23 protein-coding genes and 1 tRNA gene are annotated in these 21,957 nt (G+C 63.8%); 12 read left to right on the top strand and 12 right to left on the bottom strand.

From position 1 onward, the window contains the following. Positions 1 to 106 precede the first annotated feature (106 nt). Together QRQ56_RS25905 and QRQ56_RS25900 are read right to left on the bottom strand one after the other, a co-directional pair. Positions 107 to 967 carry a class I SAM-dependent methyltransferase gene (locus QRQ56_RS25905; protein ID WP_438743959.1) on the bottom strand — a complete coding sequence of 287 codons (861 nt, stop codon included), beginning with the start codon at positions 965 to 967 and terminating at the stop codon, positions 107 to 109. 59 nt (positions 968 to 1,026) lie between these two features. Next, positions 1,027 to 1,920 (bottom strand): NAD(P)/FAD-dependent oxidoreductase, encoded by an 894-nt coding sequence (locus QRQ56_RS25900; RefSeq protein WP_438743957.1) that lies wholly within the window; start codon positions 1,918 to 1,920, stop codon positions 1,027 to 1,029. 114 nt (positions 1,921 to 2,034) lie between these two features. Here QRQ56_RS25900 and QRQ56_RS25895 point away from each other — a divergent pair, with 114 nt between their 5' ends. Continuing rightward, a complete protein-coding gene (locus QRQ56_RS25895) occupies positions 2,035 to 2,703 on the top strand; it encodes a TetR/AcrR family transcriptional regulator (protein WP_438743956.1) in 669 nt (222 codons plus the stop codon). A 20-nt stretch (positions 2,704 to 2,723) separates the two neighbouring features. On the opposite strand, the gene QRQ56_RS25890 is transcribed toward QRQ56_RS25895, so the two are convergent. Then, on the bottom strand, positions 2,724 to 2,852 hold the full coding sequence (locus tag QRQ56_RS25890; RefSeq protein WP_256561183.1) for a hypothetical protein: 129 nt from the start codon (positions 2,850 to 2,852) through the stop codon (positions 2,724 to 2,726). Between the two features lie 157 nt (positions 2,853 to 3,009). Between QRQ56_RS25890 and QRQ56_RS25885 the strand changes: the two genes are divergently transcribed. Next, positions 3,010 to 3,486, top strand: a complete 477-nt coding sequence (locus QRQ56_RS25885; protein WP_438743954.1) for a DUF3833 family protein — start codon at positions 3,010 to 3,012, stop codon at positions 3,484 to 3,486. A gap of 393 nt (positions 3,487 to 3,879) precedes the next feature. Beyond that, on the top strand, positions 3,880 to 4,359 hold the full coding sequence (locus tag QRQ56_RS25880) for a hypothetical protein (protein WP_438743953.1): 480 nt from the start codon (positions 3,880 to 3,882) through the stop codon (positions 4,357 to 4,359). Here QRQ56_RS25880 and QRQ56_RS25875 read toward each other — a convergent pair whose 3' ends face one another. From QRQ56_RS25875 to QRQ56_RS25865, 3 genes are all read right to left on the bottom strand, one after another. Then, on the bottom strand, positions 4,360 to 5,271 hold the full coding sequence (locus QRQ56_RS25875; RefSeq protein WP_438744275.1) for a DUF4238 domain-containing protein: 912 nt from the start codon (positions 5,269 to 5,271) through the stop codon (positions 4,360 to 4,362). Positions 5,272 to 6,231: 960 nt separating this feature from the next. Then, positions 6,232 to 6,307 (bottom strand) — tRNA-Ile (locus tag QRQ56_RS25870). Positions 6,308 to 6,654: 347 nt separating this feature from the next. Continuing rightward, positions 6,655 to 7,629, bottom strand: a complete 975-nt coding sequence (locus tag QRQ56_RS25865; RefSeq protein ID WP_438743952.1) for a Bug family tripartite tricarboxylate transporter substrate binding protein — start codon at positions 7,627 to 7,629, stop codon at positions 6,655 to 6,657. 106 nt (positions 7,630 to 7,735) lie between these two features. Here QRQ56_RS25865 and QRQ56_RS25860 point away from each other — a divergent pair, with 106 nt between their 5' ends. Beyond that, positions 7,736 to 8,698, top strand: coding sequence for a TAXI family TRAP transporter solute-binding subunit (locus QRQ56_RS25860; RefSeq protein ID WP_438743951.1), 963 nt, complete (start codon positions 7,736 to 7,738; stop codon positions 8,696 to 8,698). Positions 8,699 to 8,880: 182 nt separating this feature from the next. Here QRQ56_RS25860 and QRQ56_RS25855 read toward each other — a convergent pair whose 3' ends face one another. Then, positions 8,881 to 10,095, bottom strand: coding sequence for an ABC transporter substrate-binding protein (locus QRQ56_RS25855; RefSeq protein WP_438743950.1), 1,215 nt, complete (start codon positions 10,093 to 10,095; stop codon positions 8,881 to 8,883). Between the two features lie 100 nt (positions 10,096 to 10,195). After that, the gene (locus QRQ56_RS25850) at positions 10,196 to 11,089 is read right to left on the bottom strand and encodes a substrate-binding domain-containing protein (RefSeq protein WP_438743948.1); all 894 of its coding nucleotides are present in this window, start codon (positions 11,087 to 11,089) and stop codon (positions 10,196 to 10,198) included. Between the two features lie 394 nt (positions 11,090 to 11,483). Here QRQ56_RS25850 and QRQ56_RS25845 point away from each other — a divergent pair, with 394 nt between their 5' ends. Genes QRQ56_RS25845 through QRQ56_RS25830 form a run of 4 tightly spaced genes read left to right on the top strand, consistent with a single transcriptional unit; the run spans position 11,484 to position 16,614 of the window. Continuing rightward, positions 11,484 to 12,311: a substrate-binding domain-containing protein gene (locus tag QRQ56_RS25845; RefSeq protein WP_438743946.1), complete on the top strand. Its 828-nt coding sequence runs from the start codon at positions 11,484 to 11,486 to the stop codon at positions 12,309 to 12,311. 54 nt (positions 12,312 to 12,365) lie between these two features. Beyond that, positions 12,366 to 13,472: a molybdopterin-binding protein gene (locus QRQ56_RS25840; protein WP_438743945.1), complete on the top strand. Its 1,107-nt coding sequence runs from the start codon at positions 12,366 to 12,368 to the stop codon at positions 13,470 to 13,472. Positions 13,473 to 13,484: 12 nt separating this feature from the next. Further along, a complete protein-coding gene (locus tag QRQ56_RS25835; protein WP_438743944.1) occupies positions 13,485 to 15,434 on the top strand; it encodes a molybdopterin biosynthesis protein in 1,950 nt (649 codons plus the stop codon). 49 nt (positions 15,435 to 15,483) lie between these two features. Continuing rightward, on the top strand, positions 15,484 to 16,614 hold the full coding sequence (locus tag QRQ56_RS25830; protein ID WP_438743943.1) for an FAD-dependent monooxygenase: 1,131 nt from the start codon (positions 15,484 to 15,486) through the stop codon (positions 16,612 to 16,614). On the opposite strand, the gene QRQ56_RS25825 is transcribed toward QRQ56_RS25830, so the two are convergent. Beyond that, on the bottom strand, positions 16,581 to 16,811 hold the full coding sequence (locus QRQ56_RS25825; protein WP_438743942.1) for a hypothetical protein: 231 nt from the start codon (positions 16,809 to 16,811) through the stop codon (positions 16,581 to 16,583). The two genes, QRQ56_RS25830 and QRQ56_RS25825, sit on opposite strands and share 34 nt — an antisense overlap. 111 nt (positions 16,812 to 16,922) lie before the next feature. Between QRQ56_RS25825 and QRQ56_RS25820 the strand changes: the two genes are divergently transcribed. Both QRQ56_RS25820 and QRQ56_RS25815 read left to right on the top strand, forming a co-directional pair. Further along, complete coding sequence (locus QRQ56_RS25820; protein ID WP_438743941.1) at positions 16,923 to 17,222, top strand: hypothetical protein; 300 nt, start codon at positions 16,923 to 16,925, stop codon at positions 17,220 to 17,222. A 152-nt stretch (positions 17,223 to 17,374) separates the two neighbouring features. Further along, positions 17,375 to 17,848, top strand: coding sequence for a hypothetical protein (locus QRQ56_RS25815; protein ID WP_438743940.1), 474 nt, complete (start codon positions 17,375 to 17,377; stop codon positions 17,846 to 17,848). A gap of 50 nt (positions 17,849 to 17,898) precedes the next feature. Here the strand turns inward: QRQ56_RS25815 and QRQ56_RS25810 are convergent, their stop codons facing one another. The 3 genes from QRQ56_RS25810 to QRQ56_RS25800 form a co-directional block, all read right to left on the bottom strand. Beyond that, positions 17,899 to 18,165, bottom strand: coding sequence for a hypothetical protein (locus tag QRQ56_RS25810; RefSeq protein WP_438743939.1), 267 nt, complete (start codon positions 18,163 to 18,165; stop codon positions 17,899 to 17,901). A 250-nt stretch (positions 18,166 to 18,415) separates the two neighbouring features. Then, entirely contained in the window at positions 18,416 to 19,057 is a 642-nt protein-coding gene (gene mobA, locus QRQ56_RS25805) for a molybdenum cofactor guanylyltransferase MobA (RefSeq protein ID WP_438743938.1), read from the bottom strand. Beyond that, positions 19,038 to 19,928, bottom strand: coding sequence for a formate dehydrogenase accessory sulfurtransferase FdhD (locus QRQ56_RS25800; RefSeq protein WP_438743937.1), 891 nt, complete (start codon positions 19,926 to 19,928; stop codon positions 19,038 to 19,040). The genes mobA and QRQ56_RS25800 overlap by 20 nt, the downstream gene beginning before the upstream one ends. A 210-nt stretch (positions 19,929 to 20,138) precedes the next feature. Here QRQ56_RS25800 and mobB point away from each other — a divergent pair, with 210 nt between their 5' ends. Beyond that, a complete protein-coding gene (gene mobB, locus QRQ56_RS25795) occupies positions 20,139 to 20,666 on the top strand; it encodes a molybdopterin-guanine dinucleotide biosynthesis protein B (RefSeq protein ID WP_438743936.1) in 528 nt (175 codons plus the stop codon). A 9-nt stretch (positions 20,667 to 20,675) separates the two neighbouring features. Continuing rightward, positions 20,676 to 21,932, top strand: a complete 1,257-nt coding sequence (locus QRQ56_RS25790; RefSeq protein ID WP_438743935.1) for a molybdopterin molybdotransferase MoeA — start codon at positions 20,676 to 20,678, stop codon at positions 21,930 to 21,932. The last annotated feature ends 25 nt before the right edge of the window (positions 21,933 to 21,957 follow it).

The following is a 21,957-nucleotide window of genomic DNA, read 5'->3' as shown; positions in this document are numbered from 1 at the left end:
TGTCAGATCAGCCAGTCCACCGGAAAACCGGGCCCTCGTCTGGTCCGCTGACCGGCCAAGGACGTCCCCGCTCCGCCGAGCGGGGCGTCTCCCCTGCCAATCCCCGTCAGCTTGCCGGATTGCGCGCTGTGACGATCCACGTCGCGCTGCCGATCATCACCGACCGTTCGCCGGCGCGGCCCGCGAAGGCGGCACGAACCGCGGCCGAGGCGCGGGCGCGGATGTCGTCGGGCTGATCGGCGAGCGCGCGCGACAGCGGGCCGACCTCGAACGTCATCTTCACCGCGTCGTCGATCGCCGCGTCCCGCGTCGCGCCCTCGCCAAACGGGATGGACGCATCGAAGGGCGCGATAGCGATTTCGGTGAAGCCGGCCGCCGTCAGGATGCGAGTCACCCGCCCCCGGTCGCCGAACGAGAATGGGCCGGGCGCTTCGGGATCTGGCGGCGCCATCGGGACGATGCCTCTGATCGCGTCCATCGGCAGGCGCACCCAATCGTTCTCGGCCGTGCCACGCCAGCAGACGAAAGCGACCCGCCCGCCCGGCTTGAGCGCGCGGCGCATATGGGCGAATGCCCCTGTCGGATCGGCGAAGAACATCACGCCGAAACGCGAGAACAGGATGTCGAACGCCCCCTCGGGCAGCTCGGCTCTGCCAGCGTCGGCCACGCGGAACAGGGCCGGCGTATCCTTTGGCGCAAGCGCGCGTGCGAGGGCGATCAGCGGTTCGGATATGTCCACGCCCAGCACTTGGCCCCCCGCGCCGACGCGGGCGGCCAGCGCCAGAGTAGACGCGCCCGCGCCGCAGCCGATGTCCAGCACGCGCTCGCCCGTCGCGGGCGCTGCGGCTTCGATCGCGGCCTCGCCGAACACCGCCAGCCCGGCGTCGAGCCGGGCCTGGTGGGTGACCCAGCGCTCTCCGCTTTGGTCATTCCAGTCGGCAACCCGATCGGCATCGTGCTGTGCCATGACATATCCTTGTTCTGGCTCGTTCTTGTCCCCGCCAACCGGAGAAGGAAGCCGTGCGCTCAAACCACCATCGACTGCTGGGCGAAGATACCCGCCATCGCGCCCTGCGATGATGCCTGGGTGACCGAGGGCAGGAAGGGCGTGGCGAGGTCGCCGGCGGCGTAGATGCCGGGCATGCTGGTTTGGCGGCGCTCGTCGACCTTGAGGACGATGCCGACGGGCGTCGGCACGGTGGCGAGGCCAAGTGATTCATGCAGGCTTGCGGACGGCTTGGTACGCGGATTGGCGAACAGGATGTCGACCGCGACCTCGCGGCCGGTCTCGAGATTGACGGTGGCGATATGGCCCTTGTGATGAGCGATCTCGACGATCCGGCCGTCGACGACAGGAATGTTGCGGCGCGCCAGATCGGCCTGGATATCGGGCGGAATGTCGTGACCATCGGCGAACAGCGTCAACTTGTCGGTCCAATCGAGGAACAGCTTGGCCTGATTGTGCGACTGCGGGCTGGACCAGACGAGGCCCCAATGCCGGCCGGCGACTTCAAAGCCGTCGCAATAGGGGCAGGGCACGATGGACGTGCCCCAGCTATCGGCGTAGCCGGGAATATCGGGCATCTGGTCGGCGACGCCATAGCTCAGGATCAGACGACGCGCCCCAAGGCTTTCGCCCTCGGACGTGAGGACGTTGAAATCGTCGATGGCGCCCGAGACACTGTCGGCCCGGGCCCTGACCAGTTTGATCGTGGGATAACGCGCCAGTTGCCGCCGCGCCTCGGCCAGGATGTCCAGCGGCGGCTTGTGATCGTGGCCGAGCAGGCCATGCGAATGGCCGGCGAAGAGGTTGCGCGGCAAGCCGGTATCGAGAACGGTGACCTTGCGGCGGGCACGGCCGAGCTGCAGGGCGCCGGCGAGTCCGGCAAAGCTGCCGCCGATGATGATGACGTCTTCCATGGTGACGGGCTCCGTTGCACGACAGGTTGAAACTGACCCATTGGCTTGCATATTTTAGATACTTCGTGGTATCGTAATTCAACAATTGAGATACTGTCAAGTACTGGAATTGCCGTGACCGAAAACAGCCAGGGCCGGCGCGGCCGGCCCGCCAACGAGGCGCTTGGCCAGACGATCATCGACGCTGCGCGCGAACTCTTTGTGGAATTGGGTTTTCAGGCGACGACCTTGGACAAGGTCGCCCAGCGCGCGAAGATCTCCAAGCTCAGCATCTACAGGCACTTCGAGAACAAGGAGGCGCTGTTCGGCGCGGCCATGGCGGCCGGCTGCCAGCAATTGTTTGCACCGCAGGCCCTGCTTGAAGGCGTCGAGGCTCCGGCCGAAGATCAGCTCATGGCGGTGGGATCATTACTGCTTCGCACGCTGTTGAGACCGGACGTCCGCAATGTCGAAGCCATGGTCATGGCCGACAAGACGAGTCAAAACGCGCTGAGCAAGCTCCATTACGAAGGCGGCCCCGCCCATGTCATCGCCCAGATCGAGGCCTTCTTGCGTCAGTTGCACGCGAAGGGGCTTCTGAACGTGCCCGATCCTCTCGGGTCCGCCCGCTTGTTTGCCGCGCTTTTCAAAGGATCCGATCTCCTGATGATCGCACGCTTCGATCAGGAAAGAGCAGAGGACGACAATGAAATCGAATCCTATTGCCGGTCGGCCGTCGCCATGTTCATCGCCGCGCACGGTGGGAACGACCACGTGGGCGGATGTTTGCCTGCTCCGAGGTGACAGCGGTTGTCAGCGCGACCTCAGCGCACGCCCGTGCCCTTGCAGCGCTGGCACTTCACCACCTTATCGCCCTTCTTGACCAAACCCTTGCCCTCGCAATTCTTGCATTTCTGCTTCTTTTTGATGTTCGGGCCTTTTTCACTGGTCATGACATGCTCCTGCCGCCGAACGGCGGCCTCGTGCGGGTGCTCGGCGAAGGGGCGGAGCGATGCGACATGAGTCCTACACTTTCGCCGCCTTTTTCTCCACAAGCCATCTGGTGCCGAGAGGTGGCTTATGTCGTCATTGGTTTTGGAGGACTCGCCAATGGCCATTGATGCATTCGCGGGCACCACGCCCGTGTTTCTTCTCGAGCAGTTCTTCGTTGGTCGTCTCGAAGGATGGGCGGTGGTCGAAAGTCTCGTCGGCGGTCTTCTGAAGCGCACGACGATCAAGGCTCATGGCGAGCTGGACGCGGACACCGACACCGTCGTCCTGACCGAAACCTACACCTTCGATGACGGCCACAGCGACACGCTGCGCCGGACGATTCACAAGCTAGGCGAAGGCCAGTACACCGGCCATGAGAATCGTCTGGAAGGCAAAGCCACCGGAGAGCAGGCCAGTTGCGCATTTCATTGGACGTACACGCGCGACACGCCTCAGGGCGATGGAAAGTCGTTCAAGCTGAACTTCGACGATTGGTTCTATGCGATCGATGACCGCGCTTGCATCGTGCGCGGCAGCGTCGGCCGCGCGGGAATTCCGTTTGCGACGGGGCATGTCGCATATAGGAGGATTTAAGGCGGGCAGCATCACCGGGCAAACTTCTGGTCATCTCTAGGGTGCCAGTATTAGCGCCAACGGTGTCTGAGCGATCGGGGCTTCGGTCCTCATCGTGATCGTCATCGTTGCGAGGCGAAGAGCCTGATCACAAGTTAGGGAGGGCTCAATACCCTGCCCCTAGTAGACCCTGGTACAGCTTTGGTACCGGGGCAGAGGTTCCCGGTTGACGGCCAATCGGAAAGTACTCCACATAGCGAAGCGGCTCTCGAACGTTTAAGGAGAGCTATGTCATGCCTGAACCTAAGCTTGGTATCGAGATGTGGGGTATTAGGCTGAACGCCGAAGGGGTGTTTGCAATCGTTGCTGCCATTGTGCTGGTCGCACTGATCCTGGCCTTTAATCGGTTCTGAAATGTCCGAGCCCAACGAGCTGCAAAAGTCGCTGATCGAAGAGGCGACCTACCTGCGTGGGAAGATCCTCACTTCCTATGCTCAGGTTGAGTTTTTGCTGGCGGATTTTTCGGTCAAGTTGGACCTGAGGTTTCCTTACCGCATCAGCGACCGTATCAGAGCGGCCAAGCGCATATGCGAGCGGCCTGGCTACGAGATCTACAGGGATGAATTGGCGCAGATCTGCGACAATCTCTTGGCATACGACGAGATGCGCAACCTGATGGCGCACGGCTTCCTGATGCTGACGACGGATAAGAAGGGCCAGCACAAGTTCGATATGATGCTCTATCAGAGAGAGGGTGAAGGTAAGTTCAACCGGCTGGACGTGGAGACCAACATCGAACGCTTGAGGGCTAGTGCGGATCACATCGTCGAGTACGTTAAGCGTGCGGTGGCGCTATTCTCGAAAATCTACTCTGAGAAAAAGCTGGAGCAGTAGTCATGCTCCGCCACGGGCCCGCCGCAACGAAAGCTGGCGCGCGTGATCAGAGAGTATCTGCCGGTCGGGCAGCGAGCAAATATGTTTCCGTACGAATGCCAACGCGCGGTCGTCCAGCGCCCAAACGTATTGCCGGGCCTGAGAAACTACCTGCCTGTTGATCTGGAAGGCCATCTCGGTGTGATCGCCTCGGGCTAGGGCTTCTAGAGCTGAATCGTCCTCGGCGGCAGTAAACGCGATGCGCGGGGAGATCGGAAGAAGAAATGCGATAGAGCCTTTCTTGAAGCGCATAGGAAGGCATACAGGCCGGTCAGATGTCAGCAGGGTATGACGAGATCCCCAAAGTTCTAGCCTGCCCCATCTCATTCGAACGAGGCGGTTTGCAATGCCCTCAAGATTCATAAGTTGCTGGAGGAAGTTTGAAGCGGCAATAGCGCCTGCATTCGGATCGGTGCGAGCGTCGAACTCTTCAAGAGTAGCTGGAAAATCTGGGTGCCTGAGTTCGTCGTAGTTCTCCCGCAGCCTTTGACGACTCTCTCGATGGAGGGTCAGTACCTGCCCTTGGATCTCAGCGACGGCCTCCGGATTGCGAAAAAGCAAGGACAGTAAGAACCTGATCCAAGCGTCCCGTTCTCTGACCGGCAGGTCGATATTTCCGCCTGTGATGCTGCGCATGGCCTGTGCGGCCCCGGTGTCCACCATGTGCATGAACGCGCGCTCAAAGTGCTGAGTAAATTCGGGAGCGACGCCCTCGACCTTGTAGAGGTCCTTCTTCCATCCAGTCCCGTCGGGCGCCTTGGAATGTACCACGACTTTATCCTGAACTCTCCGCATCTCGCAGAGGAAGCCATTGGTGGTCCACTGGCGCAGATAAAATACAGGAATGTAGTGATGTTTGCTTGGAGCACTCATAGCCAATTATAGGGTTCATCCTCTAATACTGAGGCACCTTTTCCGTCTGGCAATCATAATTGCTGGTCCCTTCGCATTGTAGTAGCGGCCGCGTGAATGCGCAGCGAGAAGGGCATCCCGTTTCGCTTTCGGTATCTCGCATCTCTTTGTTAACTGGCAGGTGAAGGTTTGAGATCGCCGGGCCGCGATATTTCATATCGAAGGATTGGCATGCGCATCATACTTTTCACCTTAACCCGCTCTGGCCCATCTCATCGTCAAACCACATCTGAGCGTCATAGTTCGCGCCGATGCGAGACCGAAAGTTGAGGCAATTTTCATGGTTGTTAGCAACCAGCCATTTTGTGAAGATGGGCCAACTATAGTAATCGCGCTTCTCGGGGAGAGAGTCACGCCATTCCGTGGCGAATGCGCGGAGTAATTGTTCTGCTTCAGCCTTCGTAATCGGGTGTTTTGACATCGTGAGTCTCCGACCGAGTCGCCCGTGCTCGAAACTACCACACGTTAAGCGCGAGGCTCCAGCGGCCAGGATTCCTTGGACGGCCCAACGCTCTGCTTGGTAGCAGCGCGGCGAACCAACTGGTCGCGATCATATGGGCCATGCCACTTGCCTTTCCACTGTCCTATTTGGAATCCTTTTCCAGAATTGCATTTCGAACAATCCGAGTGGTTGGATGGCTTCACGCTTCGGCGTCGAGCAAGTGAATGCAGCGGAAAGGTCTTCAGCGAGAGCGGCTCAGCATCGCTTTCTCAAAGCGGTTGTACGAGGAGGGGAAGGAGCCGAATTACGGTGACGGTGCACAAAACTCTTCATCGGGCGGAAGTAGCACCCTCCAGGCAGTGCATTCCCCGAATGCAGTCCGCCTTCGCCCTGCGGGCTTCGGCGCGACAGCCTTCGCTCGCTTCGCTGAGTTCGTGGCGCTGGCTTGCCGAGCCGAAGCTCGCGAAGCGAGCGAAGGCTGGTGGGCCCGGCAGGACTCGAACCTGCAACCAGACCGTTATGAGCGGCCGGCTCTAACCATTGAGCTACAGGCCCCGCCGCGAGACGGCTCGCGGGAACGCGGCCGGCAACGGTGCGCGGTTCGTTTACAGGGACGGGGGCGGGGGTGCAATGCCGGCTCTGGCGGATGGGAACGCCGAAGCAGCATCGCCGATGATTTCTAGATAACCGAAATTGGCGATGATGCCTGTATACCCCTGTTTTGCCCGACGAAGCAAGACCACCTCGTCAAGACCCGTTTTTGGGGTTCGCTAACCCATTGAAATTACTGGCCTCGTCTACTGTGCATGGGGTTGTTTTCGCGCTTTAATGCAAAGGGGGCCGAAAGCGGGCCCCCTCCCATGTTTCGCTGACAAGCCGCAGGCTTGCGGCCGAGGTCTTCGCTAGTCCACGGAGACCCCGGCGAACTCCACCACCTTGCGCCACTTCTCGGTCTCGTCCGCGACCAGCTTGCCGAATTCGGCCGGCGTCATCGGCTTGGGGAGGCCGCCGACTTCAGTGAGGCGGGCGACCACCTTCGGGTCCTTCAGCACTTCGCCGACGGCCTTGTTGAGGGTCTCGATCACCTCGCCCGGCGTGCCCTTCGGCGCGGAGATACCGTAGAAGCCGACCGATTCGAAGCCCGGCACGGTCTCGGCGATCGCGGGCACGTCAGGCACGCTCGGCCAGCGCTTCGGCGAGGTCACCCCGAGCGCGCGGACATTGCCGCCCTTGGCCTGCTCCAGCGCGGAGGGCAGATTGTCGAAGATCAGCTGCACCTTGTTGGAGATGATGTCGGGGAAGGCGATCGCCGATCCGCGATAGGGCACGTGGATCATGTCGCACTTGGTCATCGCCTTGAACAGCTCGGCCGACATGTGCACCGACGTGCCGTTGCCGGAGGAAGCATAGGAGATCTTGCCGGGATTGGCCTTGCAATAGTCGATGAACTCCTGGACCGTCTTGGGTGGAAACGCGTTGGAGACCACCAGCATGTTGGTGAGCTGCATGATGCTCGCCACCGGCGCGGTGTCGCGGAGGAAGTCGAACGGTAGCTTCTTGTAGAGCGAGGTCGAGATCGCATTGTTGGGCGCGACGAACAGCAGCGTGTAGCCGTCGGGGGTTGAGTTGATCGCGGCCGCGGCGGCGATGTTGCCGCCGGAGCCGGCCTTGTTCTCGACGATGAATTGTTGGCCGAGCCGGTCCGACAGCGCCTGCGCCATGATCCGTGCCACGATGTCGACGGGGCCGCCGGCGGCGAAGCCGATGAACCAGTGCACGGGGCGGTCGGGATAGGCGGCGGAGGCGGGTGGCGTGGTGCTGAAAAGACCTAAGAGAACTGCGAGCCCGAAAACACCGTTCCGCAAAATTCGCAACATGACGCTTCCCATTGTTCTATTGTCGTTGGGGGCATGCTTTCACAAAATCGGCGCCCTGCCTACACCGCCGCAAGTCGGTGTTGACGCAGGCCCGTCAGGGACGACCATGAGATTCGCGATTATCGTTCTCGCAGCAGCGCTGCTCGCCGGCCCTGCTGTTGCTCAAACCGGAGGCACGGCCATTTCGACCACGACACTCAGTTTGGGCACCGCGACGCCCGGCGGCGGCTTTCCGCTCTATGGCAACGCCTTTGCCGAGGTGATGAATGCGGACGATCCGCAAATGTCGATCGCTCCGCGCAACACCAAGGGCAGCAACGAGAACATCCCGCTGCTGGAGAAAAGCGAGCTCGATCTCGCGCTGGTCGCGGGCGAGCCGGCCTATGAGGCCTTTGCCGGCATCGGGCGTGCGCCGGTTCGGCTGAAGATTTTGACCGCGATCTATTCCAACCCCGGAATGTTCGTGGTGCGGGCGGATAGCTCCTACAAGACCATCCGCGATCTCGTCGGCCAGCCGGTGGCGTTCGGCGCCAAGGGCTCGGGCCTGCCGATCCTGGCGCGCTATGTGCTCGACGGCCTCGGACTTAAGCAGGACGAGGACTTCAAGGCGATCTATCTCGACCGCGCCGGCGACGGCCCCGCGATGGTCGAGGACGGCCGCGTCGCCGCGTTGTGGGGCGCCGGCATCGGCTGGCCCGGCTTTGCCGCGGTGGCCTCGAGCGCGTCCGGCGCGCGCTTCATTGCGCCTGATGCGGACGAGATGACGCGCATCCGCGCCAAGCATGCGTTCCTCAAGCCGCTGCTGGTTCCTGCCAACAGCTATCCGCAGCAGACCGCGCCGATCGCTTCGCTGGGGTCGTGGAGTTTTGTCCTCACGCGCGAAGACCTGCCTGACGAGGTCGCCTATCGCCTGGCGAAGACGCTGCATGGCGTCGAGGGCACGTTCTGCAAGAAGCTCGCCCAGGCCTGCGAGACCACGGCGTCGAACACGGTCGCGGCGGCGCCGAGGCCGGAGCTGATCCATCCGGGCGTGATGAAGTATTTTCGCGAGATCGGGGTGGTGAAGTAGCGAGTGCGCGTTTTTCCTTCTCCCCTTGTGGGAGAAGGTGGCGCGAAGCGCCGGATGAGGGGTTGCCTCCGCGCGTTCGAATGAGAGTTAGACTCGCGGAGAGAACCCCTCACCCGGCTGCGCTTCGCGCAGCCACCCTCTCCCACAAGGGGCGAGGGTGGACCGTCAGCGCAGCTACATCGTCACTTCTTCACCAGCGGACAGGCCGCGTCCGGCGGACCGAAGGCCTTGTCGCCGGAGATCGTGGTGAGGATCTTGTAATAGTCCCACGGATATTTGCTCTCCTCCGGCGTCTTCACCTGCACCAGCCAGAGGTCGTGCACCATCAGATTGTCATCGCGCAAGCGGCCGTTGCGGGCGAAGAAATCCTCGATCGGCTTTTCGCGCATCTTGGCGGCGACCTTGAGCGGATCGTCGGTGCCGGTTTCCTTGATCGCCTGGAGATAGTGCATCACGCTCGAATAGACGCCGGCCTGCCACATCGACGGCATCTTGTTCATCTTGGCGTAATAGCGCTTCGACCATTCGCGGGTCTTGTCGTCCATGTCCCAATAGAACGACGTGGTCAGGAGCAGCCCTTGCGCGGCCTGCAGGCCGAGACCGTGGATGTCGGTGATCAGCGCCAGCAGCGCCGCCATCTGCTGGCCGCCCTTGAACACGCCGAACTCCGAGCCGGTCTTGATCTCGTTCATGTTGTTGGGGGGACCTGCCGCGATGCCGATGATCTTGGCCTTGGAGGCCTGCGCCTGCAGCACGAAGGAGGAGAGGTCCGGCGTTGCCAGCGGCGGCCGCACCGAGCCCAGCACCTTGCCGCCATTGGCGGTGACGACGGCGGACGCATCGCGCTCCAGCGAATGGCCGAAGGCATAGTCGTCGGTGATGAAGAACCAGCTGTCGCCGCCGCGCTTGACCACCGCGTCCGCGGTGCCGACGGCGAGCGCGCGGGTGTCGAACACCCACTGGATCGCGTAAGGCGAGCAGAACTTGCCGTGGAAATCCGCGGTACCGGTGGAGTGGGTGATGAACAGCCGCTTCTTCTCGTTGGCGATGTTCTGCACCGCGAGCCCGACCGCCGAGACCGGCACGTCGACGATCAGATCGACCTGCTCGACGTCGAACCAGCGCCGCGCGAGCGAGGCGCCGATGTCGGCCTTGAGCTGATGGTCGCCGACCACGACGCTGATCGGCTTGCCGAGCACGGTGCCGCCGAAATCGTCGATCGCCATCTGCGCCGCCGTCACCGAGCCCTGGCCGGTCGGCGCGGAGGCCGGACCGTTCATGTCGGTGAGCACGCCGATCTTGACCACGTCGTCGGACAGCTGCGCCATGGCGGCACCCGACATCAGCGTCGCCGCCAGCGCGGCCGCGACCGGTAGTCCAAATCTCGTTGGATTCACGTGTCTCCTCCCCTGATCCGGCGCGTTGGCCGGTGTTGCCCCGGGTGTGCCCCCGGCTGAATTGGTTTCTTTTGCAACTATTTGGGGGCGGGCGTCAATGTCAGGCTGCGAAGCGGATCTGGCCTGCGGGCGAGGGATCGTAGCCGGTCAGCTCCTCGGCGCGCTGCCGCAGCCGCCTTTCGTCCAGGAACCGGAGCAAAGCCTGCATCGGCGGGCGGAAATAGCTGCGCTGCCGCATCGCAAGATCGAAGTTCTCCCAGACCAGCGGCACGAAATCGAGACCCGCGGAGCGCGCGGTGGCGCGGGTCGCGATGCCGCAATCGGCCTGGCCGGCGCGCACCAGTTCGGCAAGGTCCGGACCAGTCAGGCATGGGATATCGGCCCGACGCAGATCCCGCGTCGATGCGCCGGCGCGCTTCAGCAGCACGTCGAGCAGCATCTGCGCGCCCGTGCCCTGCTGCCGCATCGCCATCCTGGCGCCGAATGCGAGCACGTCGGCGAGGCCGTGCAGTTGCTTCGGATTGCCCGGCGGCAACACGAGACCCTGCTCGCGGCGCACGAACGCGACCAGCACGGCATCGTGCAGGTCGGGTGCCGCGCGCAGCGCTTCGATACTGGCTTCGCCGGCGAGATCGCCGGACGCATCGAGGCCGTGGAAGTGCACCGCCGCCGCCATCACCTCGTTACGCTGCAAGCGTTCGAGGCCGCGCATGCTGCCTTCGCTCATCGATCCCAGGCCAGAGCCGGATTCGCGCAAGCTCCAGTCCAGCAATTCGTCCTGGCTGCCGCCCACCACCGGCGGCGGCTCCGCGATCAGCATGCCGGCCGGACGCGCCAAGCCCGACAGGACCCAGAGATCGAGTTCGTGCCGCGGGAAGAGCCACTTTCCGGTCACCTTGGTGCAAGGGATCGCACCGGTGGTGACGAGTTCATAGAGCTTGCGTTCGCCGAGCCGAAGATAGTCGGCGGCTTCGCTTGTCGTCAGGAATTCCATCCTGCATTCCTATGCAAATTCTTGCTTCTTTTTGACGTTCGACGCAGGTGGAATTCTGCATTTCAATTTTCGTCCGCGGGGACCATGCCCGATCATCTCGTTGCTTTGCAACACATCCGCACGCGCGATTTCTGCTTTGGTGAATGATCCTGCAGCACGCGCCCACTGCAGTCGTCGCGCGATGCGCGTCCGCATGCTGATCTGCGTTGCCGAGATTTCCCGAATCGCACGATCGACGTCGCGCGGCGTGGTCGCGCCGCGGGTAGTGGACCGGTTCAGGCTCTATCTGCTGGTGTCCGCTTCACGCGCATGGCGCGCAAATGCGCAAGCGCGTCACGAGTGTGGCGCAATCGATCATCATCATGACCAGGTCATAGCCAAATGGAACTTGATCATGGGCCGCTTGTCCGTTGCATTCGCGCTGTTCTGCGGTCTCATCGCGGGCGTCGCGGCGTCATCCGCGGAGGACCGCGCGATCGTGCTGGCCTCGACCACGTCGACGCAGGATTCCGGCCTGCTCGACTATCTGCTGCCGATCTTCCGCGACAAGACCGGCATCGAGGTGACCGTGCTGGCGCGACGCGCCGATGAAGTGCTGAACGGGCCGCGAAGGGGCGAGGCCGACGTCGTGTTGATGCACGCGCGTCCGCAGGAGGAGAAATTCGTCGCCGACGGGCTGGGCGTGAAGCGCTTCGATGTGATGTACAACGACTATGTGCTGATCGGGCCGAAGACCGATCCGGCGGCCGTGAAAGGCAAGGACATCGCGACGGCGTTGAAGGCGATCGAAGCCAAGGGCGCGCCGTTCGTGACGCGCGGCGATCGCTCCGGCACCCACGCCGCGGAGCTCGCGCTCTGGATCGTCGCCGGCATCGACATCGCGGCCGCGAAAGGCTCCTGGTATCGCGAGGCCGGGCAGGGCATGGCTTCGTCTCTCGATGCCGCGCGCGCCGCGAACGGCTATGTGCTTTCGGATCGCGGCAGCTGGATCGCCTTCCGGGATCGCGGCGATCTCGACATCGTCGTCGAAGGCGACAAGCGGCTGCTCAATCAGTACGGCGTGATGCTGGTCAATCCGGAGAAATTTCCGAACGTGAAGAAGGAGCTCGGGCAGACCTTCATCGACTGGCTGATTTCGCCAGAGGGGCAGGCGGCGATCGCAGGCTACAAGGTCGACGGCGAGCAACTGTTCTTTCCCAACGCGGAGAGGTCGGGCGGCTGACCTCCGCATCGCCAGCGGTTGCCAAACCGGGCGATGCGTGGTCCACCATGGCGCATGACCCAGCGCCTGCCGCCATCGCTCACGCCGCTCGACGTCGCGCTTGCCGCGTTGCTGCAAGGCGTCGATCCGCTTGCACCGGTGGAATTGCCGCTGGCTGAGGCTGCCGGCTGCATCGCAGCGGGCATCTCCTCGCTCGCGGCCTATCCACGTCACAACATTGCCGCCGCGGACGGCTGGGCGCTCCGTGCTAACGATCTCGTCGGCGCATCCTCTTATTCGCCGCTGCTCTTGACTGATGCGCCGGCCTGGGTCGAGGCCGGAGAGGCGATGCCGGCGGGATGCGACTGTGTGCTCGACGCCGACGCCGTGGAGATGTCGGGCCCGCTCATGCAAGTGCTGACGGAAGGTGTGCCGGGGCAGGGCGTCACGCGCGCCGGAAGCGATATCGGGGAGCGCACGTCCATTGAGCTGGAGGGCCGCCCGGTCACCGCCGCAACCCTGCTGCTCGCGCGCGTTGCCGGTGTTGAGCAACTGAGCGTGCGCCGGCCGCGGCTGCGCCTCGTCAATGTACCCGGCGCGACGGCAACGGCTCATTTGATCGCCGAGATCGCGCGTGCGGCAGGGCTGGATGTGGAGATGCATGAAGCCGGCACGCGCGCGGCAGCATCGATCGCGGAAGCCCTCGACCATTCCGCCTGCGATCTCGTCGTGACGATCGGCGGCAGCGGCGTCGGCCGCCATGACGCAGCCGTCATCGCGCTGGCCGAGCGCGGCGAGGTGCTTGCTCATGGTCTCGCACTTCAGCCCGGACGCACCGCCGCGGTTGCGCGGCTCGGCAGGGTTCCCGCCGTGGCATTGCCGGGGTCACCGGATCACGCGCTCGCGGCCTGGTTCGCGCTCGTGCTCCCGCTCGCCGATCGCCTGTCGGCGCGGCAGCCGCGTCGACAGATCACGCTGCCGCTGTCCCGCAAAATTGCCTCCAGCGTCGGCATCGCCGAGATCGTGCTGCTGGCTGAGGAACATAAGACGTGGCGACCGCTTGCCGTGGGCGAATGGCCGCTTCAGGCGATCGCCCGTTCGGATGCATGGCTGCTCATTCCCGGCAATCACGAGGGATTTGCGGCGGGCGAGCCGGCCGATGCTTATCTGATGCGGGAGTGATATGGGTTCCGCATGACGATGATCCCAAAACCGCCGGACCGCAGCGCGCTCGAACAGGAGCAATTCCTCAAGATCCTCTCGCGCGAGGAGGCGCTGGCACGCTTCGAAGCGGCGCTGTTTCCGCGTTCGACTCCCAGTGAAATGCGCAAGCTTGCCGATGCGCTCGGTGCGGCGCTGGCCGAAGACATCACGGCGCCGATCGATGTGCCGCCGTTCGACCGCTCGAATGTCGACGGCTTCGCCGTGCGCTCGGCCGACCTGTCCGCTGCCGGCGAAGGCGCGGCCGTGCATCTCGCGCTGAACGGCGAAATCATTCACTGCGGCACCCCGCCGAAGATGCAGGTGACAGCGGGCACCGCAACGCCGATCGCGACCGGCGGTCCGCTGCCGCGCGGCGCCGACGCCGTCGTCATGGTCGAGCACACCCAGCCGGCGGGACCGGATGGGATCGACGTTCGGCGTGCCGTCTCGCCGGGGCAGTTCGTGTCCTATGCGGGCTCCGACATTGCGCGCGGCGAGGCGCTGCTGCGCGCCGGCACCATCATCGGCTCGCGTGAGATCGGCATGCTCGCCGCCTGCGGCATTGCCGAGGTGAAAGTCGCGCGCAAGCCGCGGATTGCCGTGATCTCCACCGGCGACGAACTGGTTCAGCCCGGCGGGGCGCTTCGTCCCGCCGCGATCTACGACACCAACGGGGCGATCGTGGCCGCCGCGATCGACGAGAACGGCGGCGAGGCCGTCTTCCTCGGCGCCATCGCCGACGATGAAACCAGGCTCGAGGCCGCCATGCGCAGCGCGCTGGACGAGGCCGACATGCTCGTGCTGTCCGGCGGCACATCGAAAGGCGCGGGCGACCTGTCCCATCGCATCATCGGCCGGCTCGGCAAGCCCGGCATCATCGCCCATGGCGTTGCGCTCAAGCCCGGCAAGCCGCTGTGCCTTGCGGTGTGCGACGGCAAGCCGGTGGTGATCCTGCCGGGCTTTCCGACCTCGGCGATGTTCACTTTCCACGACATGATCGTGCCGGTGCTGCGCAGGTTGGCCGGCCTGCCGCCGCGCTCCGATGCCAAGGTGAGCGCGACCGTACCGGTGCGCATTGCCTCCGAGCTCGGTCGCACCGAGTTCGTCATGGTCTCGCTGGTTGACGGCAAGGATGGCCTGATCGCCTATCCCTCCGGCAAGGGATCCGGCGCGATCACGTCCTTTGCGCAGGCCGACGGCTTCCTGCGCATCGATGCGCTCGCCGACCAGATGCCGGCGGGGACCGCAACCGAGGTGACGCTGTTCACGCCGCATGTGCGCGTGCCCAATCTCGTCATCGTCGGCAGCCATTGTACCGGCCTCGATCTCGTCACCGCGCAGCTTGCGCATGCGGGCCTTGTCGTGCGCTCGATCGCCGTCGGCAGCCTCGGCGGGCTCGCGGCTGCAAGACGCGGCGAATGCGATCTCGCGCCGATCCATCTGTTCGACGACAAGACCGAGACCTACAACACGCCTTATTTGGTCGAGGGGCTCGAGCTCATTCCCGGCTGGCGGCGAATGCAGGGCATCGTCTTCCGCAAGAGCGACAAGCGGTTCGAGGGGCTCGGTGCGAAAGAGGCCGTTGCTGCCGCGCTCGCGGACGCCGCCTGCATTATGGTCAACCGCAACCAGGGTGCCGGCACGCGCATCCTGATCGACCGCCTGCTCGGCGGCGCGCGCCCGGAAGGTTACTGGAACCAGCCGCGCTCGCACAATGCGGTGGCGGCGGCCGTCGCGCAGCACCGCGCAGATTGGGGCATGACCATTGCGCCGGTCGCCCATGCGGCCGGCCTCGGTTTCATTCCGCTCGCGGAGGAGCATTATGACTTCGCGCTGGTGACGGCGCGCAAGGACCGACCGGCCGTGCGGGCGTTTCTCGATGCCCTCGGCTCGGACGAGGCGCGCGGCGCGCTGGAGCGGGCCGGCTTCCGGCCCGCGTAAGGGCAGACGACGACGCGGCGTTCAAGCCGCGCGACAGGGTGGGGACGCGATGGCGAGGCCGCTTTCGGTTGCGATCGTTGGTGCCGGCATGGGCGGGCTAGCGACCGCCGCGGCCCTCAGGCGCGTCGGTGTCGACGTCATGGTCTACGAGCAGGCCTCCCGATTTGCCCGCATCGGCGCCGGCATCCAGATCGGCTGCAACGCCATGAAGGTGCTGCGTGCGCTGGGACTGGAGGCGCGGATGCGGGAGAACTCGTTCTATCCGCGCTCCTGGAACAATCGTGACTGGAAGAGCGGCGACATCAAGTTCGACATGATCTTCGGGGAGAGCGCGGAAGAGAAATTCGGCGCGCCCTATCTGCTCGCCCATCGCGGCGATCTGCATTCGGCGCTGGCAAGCGCCGTTCCCTCCGAATTCGTCAAGCTCAATCACAAGCTCGTCGGTCTCGACGAGACCGGCGAGGGTGTCCGGCTGAGCTTTGCCGACGGCACCAGCGCATTTGCCGATGCCGTGGTCGGAGCGGACGGCGTCCATTCGACGGTGCGCGATATCCTGTTCGAAACCGCACCGGCCAAATTCACCGGCCGCATCGCCTATCGCACCACCTATCCCGCGACGCTGCTCGGAGGCGAGAAGATCGACGACTGCACGAAGTGGTGGGGCGAGGACCGCCACATCGTGATCTATTACGTCAGGCCCGATCGCAGCGAGGTCTATCTCGTCACCAGCCAGCCCGAGCCGGACTTCCGCATCGAGTCGTGGTCGGCGAAAGGCGACGTGCGCGATCTCAGAGCTTCCTTCGAGGGCTTTCACCCCGAGGTCGGCAAGGTGCTCGCGGCGTGTCCCGACGTGCACAAATGGGCGATCATGGACCGCGAGGCGCTCGATCGCTGGGCTGTCGGCAAGGTGACCTTGCTCGGCGATGCCTGTCACCCCATGACGCCCTACATGGCCCAGGGCGCGGCGATGGCGATCGAGGACGCTGCCGTGCTGTCACGCTGCCTCGAGGGTGTCGACCGCGATGGCGCCGCAAATGCATTCAGCCGCTTCGAGGCAACGCGCAGGGCGCGCACGACCCGGGTGCAGGAAACCTCGCGCGCCAATATCTGGCTGAGGGAGCGCAGCGATACCAGCTGGGTCTACGGCTACGATGCCTGGTCAGTGCCGCTCGCGGCCTGAGTGGCGCGCTCTCTCGCGCGTTCGCGCTCCTCGGCCTCCGCAAGCGCGCGCTGGGCGGCGGGCGGAAGTGGCTTCGGGTCCGGCGGGACATCGACGGTGTCAAGCTTACCTAGCCGCTTGGTGCGATCGATCGCGTCTGAGAGATCGACCACGAAGTTGATGGTTGCGAAGATGGCATTCAGGAGCGAGTCGGCCATGGCTTATCCGGGGCATGTCCCGATCAGTTTGTCGCCGACGGCCTCGGGCCGGTTCGATAGTCCCATGAACGTGACCGGTCGCCATCGCGACCAAGGGGCATGAGCCAAACAATGACCGCGTTATCACCCCTCAATTTCCGCAAGATTGCTGCTCTTGTCGCGGTGGCAGGGACATTGTTCTGGCTCTACACCTTCTATTTCATCGCCCATGTCCCGCAGGGCGACGGCACCGGCTTTCAATGGCTCGCGGTGTTTCCGCTCGGCTTGATCTTCGGATTGTTCTTCCTGCCAGCGTGGCTACTCGTCGCGATCAACCGGCTGCCGCGGTTTACCACCTTGGTCGGCGTCTGCGGCCTGATCGCCTTCGCGATCATCTGGGCACAGCTCCTCAACGAGTTTCCAAAATCCTAAGGCGGCTTAGGCGGCTCCTGAGGGACTGGCGGAAGTCTCCTGACTGGCCCGGGCGCTACCGCTTTTGACCCATTGCAGACCAAGGCAAGTAGCGCGATCTCCGACTTCGAGGTACTTTAGGAGGGTAGTTCCCGTGGCGCAGGTTGTCAGGAATGATCGCTACAACCGATTCAGCTTTTCTTAGTGCGCTCGAAAACTGGTTGCGCTCTCGCCCGGAAATCCTCGTGATGATCCGTTATTCGGGGGCGGCCGGAAGGAAAGAGTTTGAGTTCTTCTCCTCGTATGAATCTCTCGCTAGACGGCTAAACCAGCTACCGCCAAGCACGTCGATCATCGCATTTCGCGAGCCACAGCTTCCACTGCGAGGCCTGGCGGATGCGGATTTCACATCAACTTGCTTGAGTTCTCTTTCAGATAATTCGGAGTTCCTGGTCGTGGAGACGCGCGGACGAGATTCATGTTGGGCCGCCGGGGAAACCCACTCCGAACTGCGCAACGAGTTGCAGGATTTGACGGGCCGTCCAGTAGCCGTTGGGCCGTACCCGCCTTGGCTTATCGACAGTGATGAGGTGATCTCCGCTGTTGTGCCGGACGAAGACGGCGTCGTTAAGCGCGGCCTCTACTGAGCGCCGATTGCGCTTATGCCTGATCTGATGTGGTTTCCGCTTTTGTGCCCTTAGATGCTCAGGGGTGTGAAGGCTTTACTGAAAAAGCTGCTGTCATAGTGAGCGCCTTGATCTTCATGCCAAGCCAGATTGCCTGCGATCACATGGCCTTTGAACCCTGCGCCTTGGACAAGGTAGACTTTCTGATCGATCTTTGAATTTTTGCCGAAATTGATGTCGATGGCAGCGTCCGCAATATCCGAGGCTTCAAGAATAGACAGCCCGTCAAAAAATGTAGGCAGGTTCACCTGAGCAACATCCAAGAAAAGCACGTCCACCCGGGTACCATGCTCCTGCGATCTGTTGCTTCTCAGAAGCAAAAGCGAGTGACTTACGGTGTAGCCCCACATTTGGAAGTGTCTATTGAACTCAACAATCATGCCTCACCTAATTCCAGCTAGAGGCCTAAATCATACCATGGCCATGTCCGTTCCTGGCCCTTAAGCGACATCGGAAGATTGTTGCTTCTCCGCCGCTGTTGGGGCCTAAGCGGAAATCAGTCGGCCAGTCTCATAATGCGCGCAGGCCCTAGACTGCCTCATCCAGCGCCGCGAGCCGTTCAGCTTCGGCGATATCCTCAACCGTGTTGGCGTTGAAGAACGGATCGAGCGGCTCGGCCGGCCACGTCACGGTTGCCAGCGAATAGCGGGCGGTCCAGCGGTCGATCTTGCGCAAGTCTTCGACCACGAGCGCGTGACGCAACTCGTCGCGCAAGGCGACGCGCCACAGGCCGATGACCGGATGCGACTGCTCGCCTGAGGCTGCGACCGCGAGCTGCGCCTTCTCGCGGCTCCGCGCCTCATGCAGGCGGGCCACCAGATCGCGCGGCAGGAACGGGCAGTCGCCGGCGGCGCTGAGCACCCATTCGATCTCGGGCCGGTTCGCTGCGGTCCAGTCGAGCGCGGCAAGGATGCCGGCGAGGGGGCCGGGGAAGCCGGGCACATCATCGGCGATCACTTGCAAGCCGAAGCCGGCGAAGCGCGCGGGATCGCCGTTGGCATTAAGAATCAGTCCACTGCATTGGGGCGTCAGTCGCGCGATCACCCGCTCCAGGATGGTGCGGCCGCCGATGGTGCGCATCGGCTTGTCGCCGCCACCCATGCGGCGGGCGAGGCCGCCGGCGAGCAGCACGCCTTGCGTGGCCGGAAAACTAGTCGTCACCGCTTTCACCCTTGCGCTTGTGCTTCGCCGATTCCTCCTCGACGTAAGCGAGATCCTGGTCGTAGACGATGCGCTCCTCGCCCGCGAGCGCGATGAAGCGCTTGCCACGGGTGCGGCCGACCAGCGTCAGGCCCACCTGCCTTGCGAGATCGACACCCCAGGCGGTGAAGCCGGAGCGCGACACCAGGATCGGAATGCCCATCCGCACCGTCTTGATCACCATCTCCGAGGTGAGGCGCCCCGTGGTGTAGAGGATCTTGTCGCCGGGATCGACGCCGTGGCGGTACATCCAGCCGGCGATCTTGTCGACGGCGTTGTGGCGGCCGACGTCCTCGGTGTAGCAGAGCGGGGTGCCCTCCTTGCACAGCACGCAGCCATGGATCGCGCCGGCCTCGAGATAGAGCGAGGGCATGGTGTTGATGGTCTGCGTCATCTGGTACAGCCAGGATGTGCGCAGCTCCGCCTTCGGCAGCGCGACGCTCTCGACGGCTTCGAGCAGATCGCCGAAGGCGGTGCCCTGCGCGCAGCCGGAAGTCTGCGTGCGCTTCTTCAGCTTGGCCTCGAAATTGGTGTGGTGTTCGGTGCGCACCACGACCACCTGGAGGTCGTCGTCGTATTCGACCTCGGTGACGGCGTCATTATATTTCAGCATGTTCTGGTTCAGCAGATAGCCGAGCGCCAGATATTCCGGATAGTCGCCGATCGTCATCATGGTGACGATCTCCTGCGCATTCAGATAGAGCGTCAGCGGCCGTTCCATCGGCACCTTGATCTCGACCTTCACGCCGGTCTGGTCGGTGCCGGTCACGCTCTGGGTCAGGCGCGGATCGTCCGGATTGGGGATGATCAGGGGCACCGGAGCTTTGTCGATCTTCATCATGGCCGCGAGGTTAGCATGACATTCGGGTCAAGCCGATATAAGCATGGGCAGCGAATGGCCAAAATGCTTCCATTCGTCATTGCGAGCGCAGCGAAGCAATCCAGAACTGTATCAGCAGCGGCAGTCTGGATTGCTTCGCTGCGCTCGCAATGACGGGGAGGGAGCGGTGGTTCCACCACAGACCATGCGGCTTGCTGAGACGGAGCTGGAATGAAAGTCATCGGCCTTGCGGGCTGGAGCGGTGCGGGCAAGACCACGCTGTTGGCACGCCTGATTCCGCATTTCAACGCGCAGGGCCTGCGCGTCTCGGTCATCAAGCATGCGCATCACCAGTTCGACGTCGACGTGCCCGGCAAGGATTCCTGGCGCCATCGCGAGGCCGGTGCGGCCGAGGTGCTGGTGGCATCCTCGAACCGCTGGGCCCTGATGCACGAGTTGCGCGGTGCGGCGGAGCCGCGGCTGCCGGAACTGCTGGGCAAGCTGTCCGCCGTCGATCTCGTCGTGGTCGAAGGTTTCAAGCGCGAGCCGCATCGCAAGATCGAGGTGCATCGCGCGGCGAACGGCAAGCCGCTGCTGTTTCCCGACGATCCCGGCATTGCCGGGATCGCGACCGACACCGCCATTGACACCGGGCTGCCGACTGTCCATCTCGACGACATCGAGGCCGCCGCGGCGCTGCTGCTGCGCGCGGCGATGCCGGTCGAGGAAGCGGTGGCAAAAAGCGCCGCGATGCGCTGACGAGGCACCATGGCGCAACTTTCTGACGATTGCTTTGCCTTCGGCGGCCCGATGATGTCGGTCGACGAGGCCGTTGGTCTCATCACGACACGCGTCAGCGCGATCACCGATCTGGAGACGGTGACGCTGGTCGACGCAGATGGCCGCGTGCTGGCGCGCGACGTCGCGGCGCCGCTGCCGCTGCCGCCCTTCACCAATTCGGCCGTCGACGGCTACGCCGTGTGCACCGGCGATCTTCCTGTCGGCGCCGAGCAGGCGTTCCCGCTGGACGGCCGCATCCAGGCCGGCGGGCTTGCGCAGGCCGCGATCAAGCCCGGCCACACCGCGCGCATCTTCACGGGCGCGCCGATGCCGCCGGGTGCCGAGACCGTCTTCATGCAGGAAGATGTCCGTCTCGATGAAGCCGGCAGGATCGTGCTGCCGCCGGGATTGAAGCCTGGCGCCAATGTCCGGCCCGCGGGCGAGGACATCCCCTTGGGACAGGTCGCGCTGCGCGCAGGCCAGCGCTTGCGGCCGCAGCACGTCGCGCTCGCCGCGGCGTTCGGGCTTGTCACGCTCGACGTCGTCAGGCGCATTCGCGTTGCGGTGTTCTCGACCGGCGACGAGCTGGCGTCCCCGGGCGAGCCGCGCGCTGCCTCGCAACTGTTCGATTCCAACCGCTTCATGCTGATCGCCATGCTGCGCCGCCTCGGCTGCGAGGTCAGCGACCTCGGCATTCTCCGCGACGAGCGGACCTCGCTGGCGAACGGGCTGAAACAGGTGGCGGGGCAACATGATCTGATCCTTACCACCGGCGGCGTTTCGACCGGCGAGGAGGATCACGTCAAGGCCGCGGTCGAGAGCATCGGCTCGCTGGTGCTGTGGCGGATGGCGATCAAGCCCGGCCGGCCGGTGGCGATGGGCATCATCGACGGCACGCCGCTGATCGGATTGCCCGGCAATCCCGTCGCGAGTTTCGTGACGTTCGTCCATGTGGTGCGGCCGACCGTGCTGGCGCTGGCGGGCGGCTTGCCGGAGCCGTTGACGCCGATCCCGCTGCGCGCGGCGTTCACCTACAAGAAGAAGGCGGGGCGGCGTGAATATGTCCGCGTCTCTTTGCGGCGCGGGCAGGACGGCCGGCTCGAGGCCGTCAAGTTTCCGCGCGAAGGGGCGGGGCTGTTGTCGTCGCTGGTGGAGACCGACGGCCTCGTCGAGCTCGGTGAAGAGGTGACGCAGGTCGAGCCGGGGCAGAGCGTAGGCTTTCTGTCCTATGCCTGTGTGCTCTAGAGCCGCTGCGTTGACGCCATCACTT

It is taken from the genome of Bradyrhizobium sp. U531, assembly GCF_051710265.1.
GTDB lineage: Bacteria > Pseudomonadota > Alphaproteobacteria > Rhizobiales > Xanthobacteraceae > Bradyrhizobium.
Note: the sequence above shows the minus strand (reverse complement) of the source record. Positions and strands in the feature narration are given on the sequence as shown.

Bases quoted from the DNA above. Each gene is read 5' to 3' on its own strand.
- QRQ56_RS25830 (WP_438743943.1), top strand. From the start codon at position 15,484: ATGGCGAGGCCGCTTTCGGTTGCGATCGTTGGTGCCGGCATGGGCGGG.
- QRQ56_RS25860 (WP_438743951.1), top strand. From the start codon at position 7,736: ATGAGATTCGCGATTATCGTTCTCGCAGCAGCGCTGCTCGCCGGCCCT.
- QRQ56_RS25820 (WP_438743941.1), top strand. From the start codon at position 16,923: ATGACCGCGTTATCACCCCTCAATTTCCGCAAGATTGCTGCTCTTGTC.
- QRQ56_RS25845 (WP_438743946.1), top strand. From the start codon at position 11,484: ATGGGCCGCTTGTCCGTTGCATTCGCGCTGTTCTGCGGTCTCATCGCG.
- QRQ56_RS25880 (WP_438743953.1), top strand. From the start codon at position 3,880: ATGTCCGAGCCCAACGAGCTGCAAAAGTCGCTGATCGAAGAGGCGACC.
- QRQ56_RS25790 (WP_438743935.1), top strand. From the start codon at position 20,676: ATGGCGCAACTTTCTGACGATTGCTTTGCCTTCGGCGGCCCGATGATG.
- QRQ56_RS25815 (WP_438743940.1), top strand. From the start codon at position 17,375: ATGATCGCTACAACCGATTCAGCTTTTCTTAGTGCGCTCGAAAACTGG.
- QRQ56_RS25905 (WP_438743959.1), bottom strand. From the start codon at position 967: ATGGCACAGCACGATGCCGATCGGGTTGCCGACTGGAATGACCAAAGC.
- QRQ56_RS25865 (WP_438743952.1), bottom strand. From the start codon at position 7,629: ATGTTGCGAATTTTGCGGAACGGTGTTTTCGGGCTCGCAGTTCTCTTA.
- QRQ56_RS25835 (WP_438743944.1), top strand. From the start codon at position 13,485: ATGACGATGATCCCAAAACCGCCGGACCGCAGCGCGCTCGAACAGGAG.
- QRQ56_RS25900 (WP_438743957.1), bottom strand. From the start codon at position 1,920: ATGGAAGACGTCATCATCATCGGCGGCAGCTTTGCCGGACTCGCCGGC.
- QRQ56_RS25825 (WP_438743942.1), bottom strand. From the start codon at position 16,811: ATGGCCGACTCGCTCCTGAATGCCATCTTCGCAACCATCAACTTCGTG.
- QRQ56_RS25890 (WP_256561183.1), bottom strand. From the start codon at position 2,852: ATGACCAGTGAAAAAGGCCCGAACATCAAAAAGAAGCAGAAATGCAAG.
- QRQ56_RS25800 (WP_438743937.1), bottom strand. From the start codon at position 19,928: ATGATGAAGATCGACAAAGCTCCGGTGCCCCTGATCATCCCCAATCCG.
- QRQ56_RS25840 (WP_438743945.1), top strand. From the start codon at position 12,366: ATGACCCAGCGCCTGCCGCCATCGCTCACGCCGCTCGACGTCGCGCTT.
- mobB (WP_438743936.1), top strand. From the start codon at position 20,139: ATGAAAGTCATCGGCCTTGCGGGCTGGAGCGGTGCGGGCAAGACCACG.
- QRQ56_RS25885 (WP_438743954.1), top strand. From the start codon at position 3,010: ATGGCCATTGATGCATTCGCGGGCACCACGCCCGTGTTTCTTCTCGAG.
- QRQ56_RS25850 (WP_438743948.1), bottom strand. From the start codon at position 11,089: ATGGAATTCCTGACGACAAGCGAAGCCGCCGACTATCTTCGGCTCGGC.
- QRQ56_RS25875 (WP_438744275.1), bottom strand. From the start codon at position 5,271: ATGAGTGCTCCAAGCAAACATCACTACATTCCTGTATTTTATCTGCGC.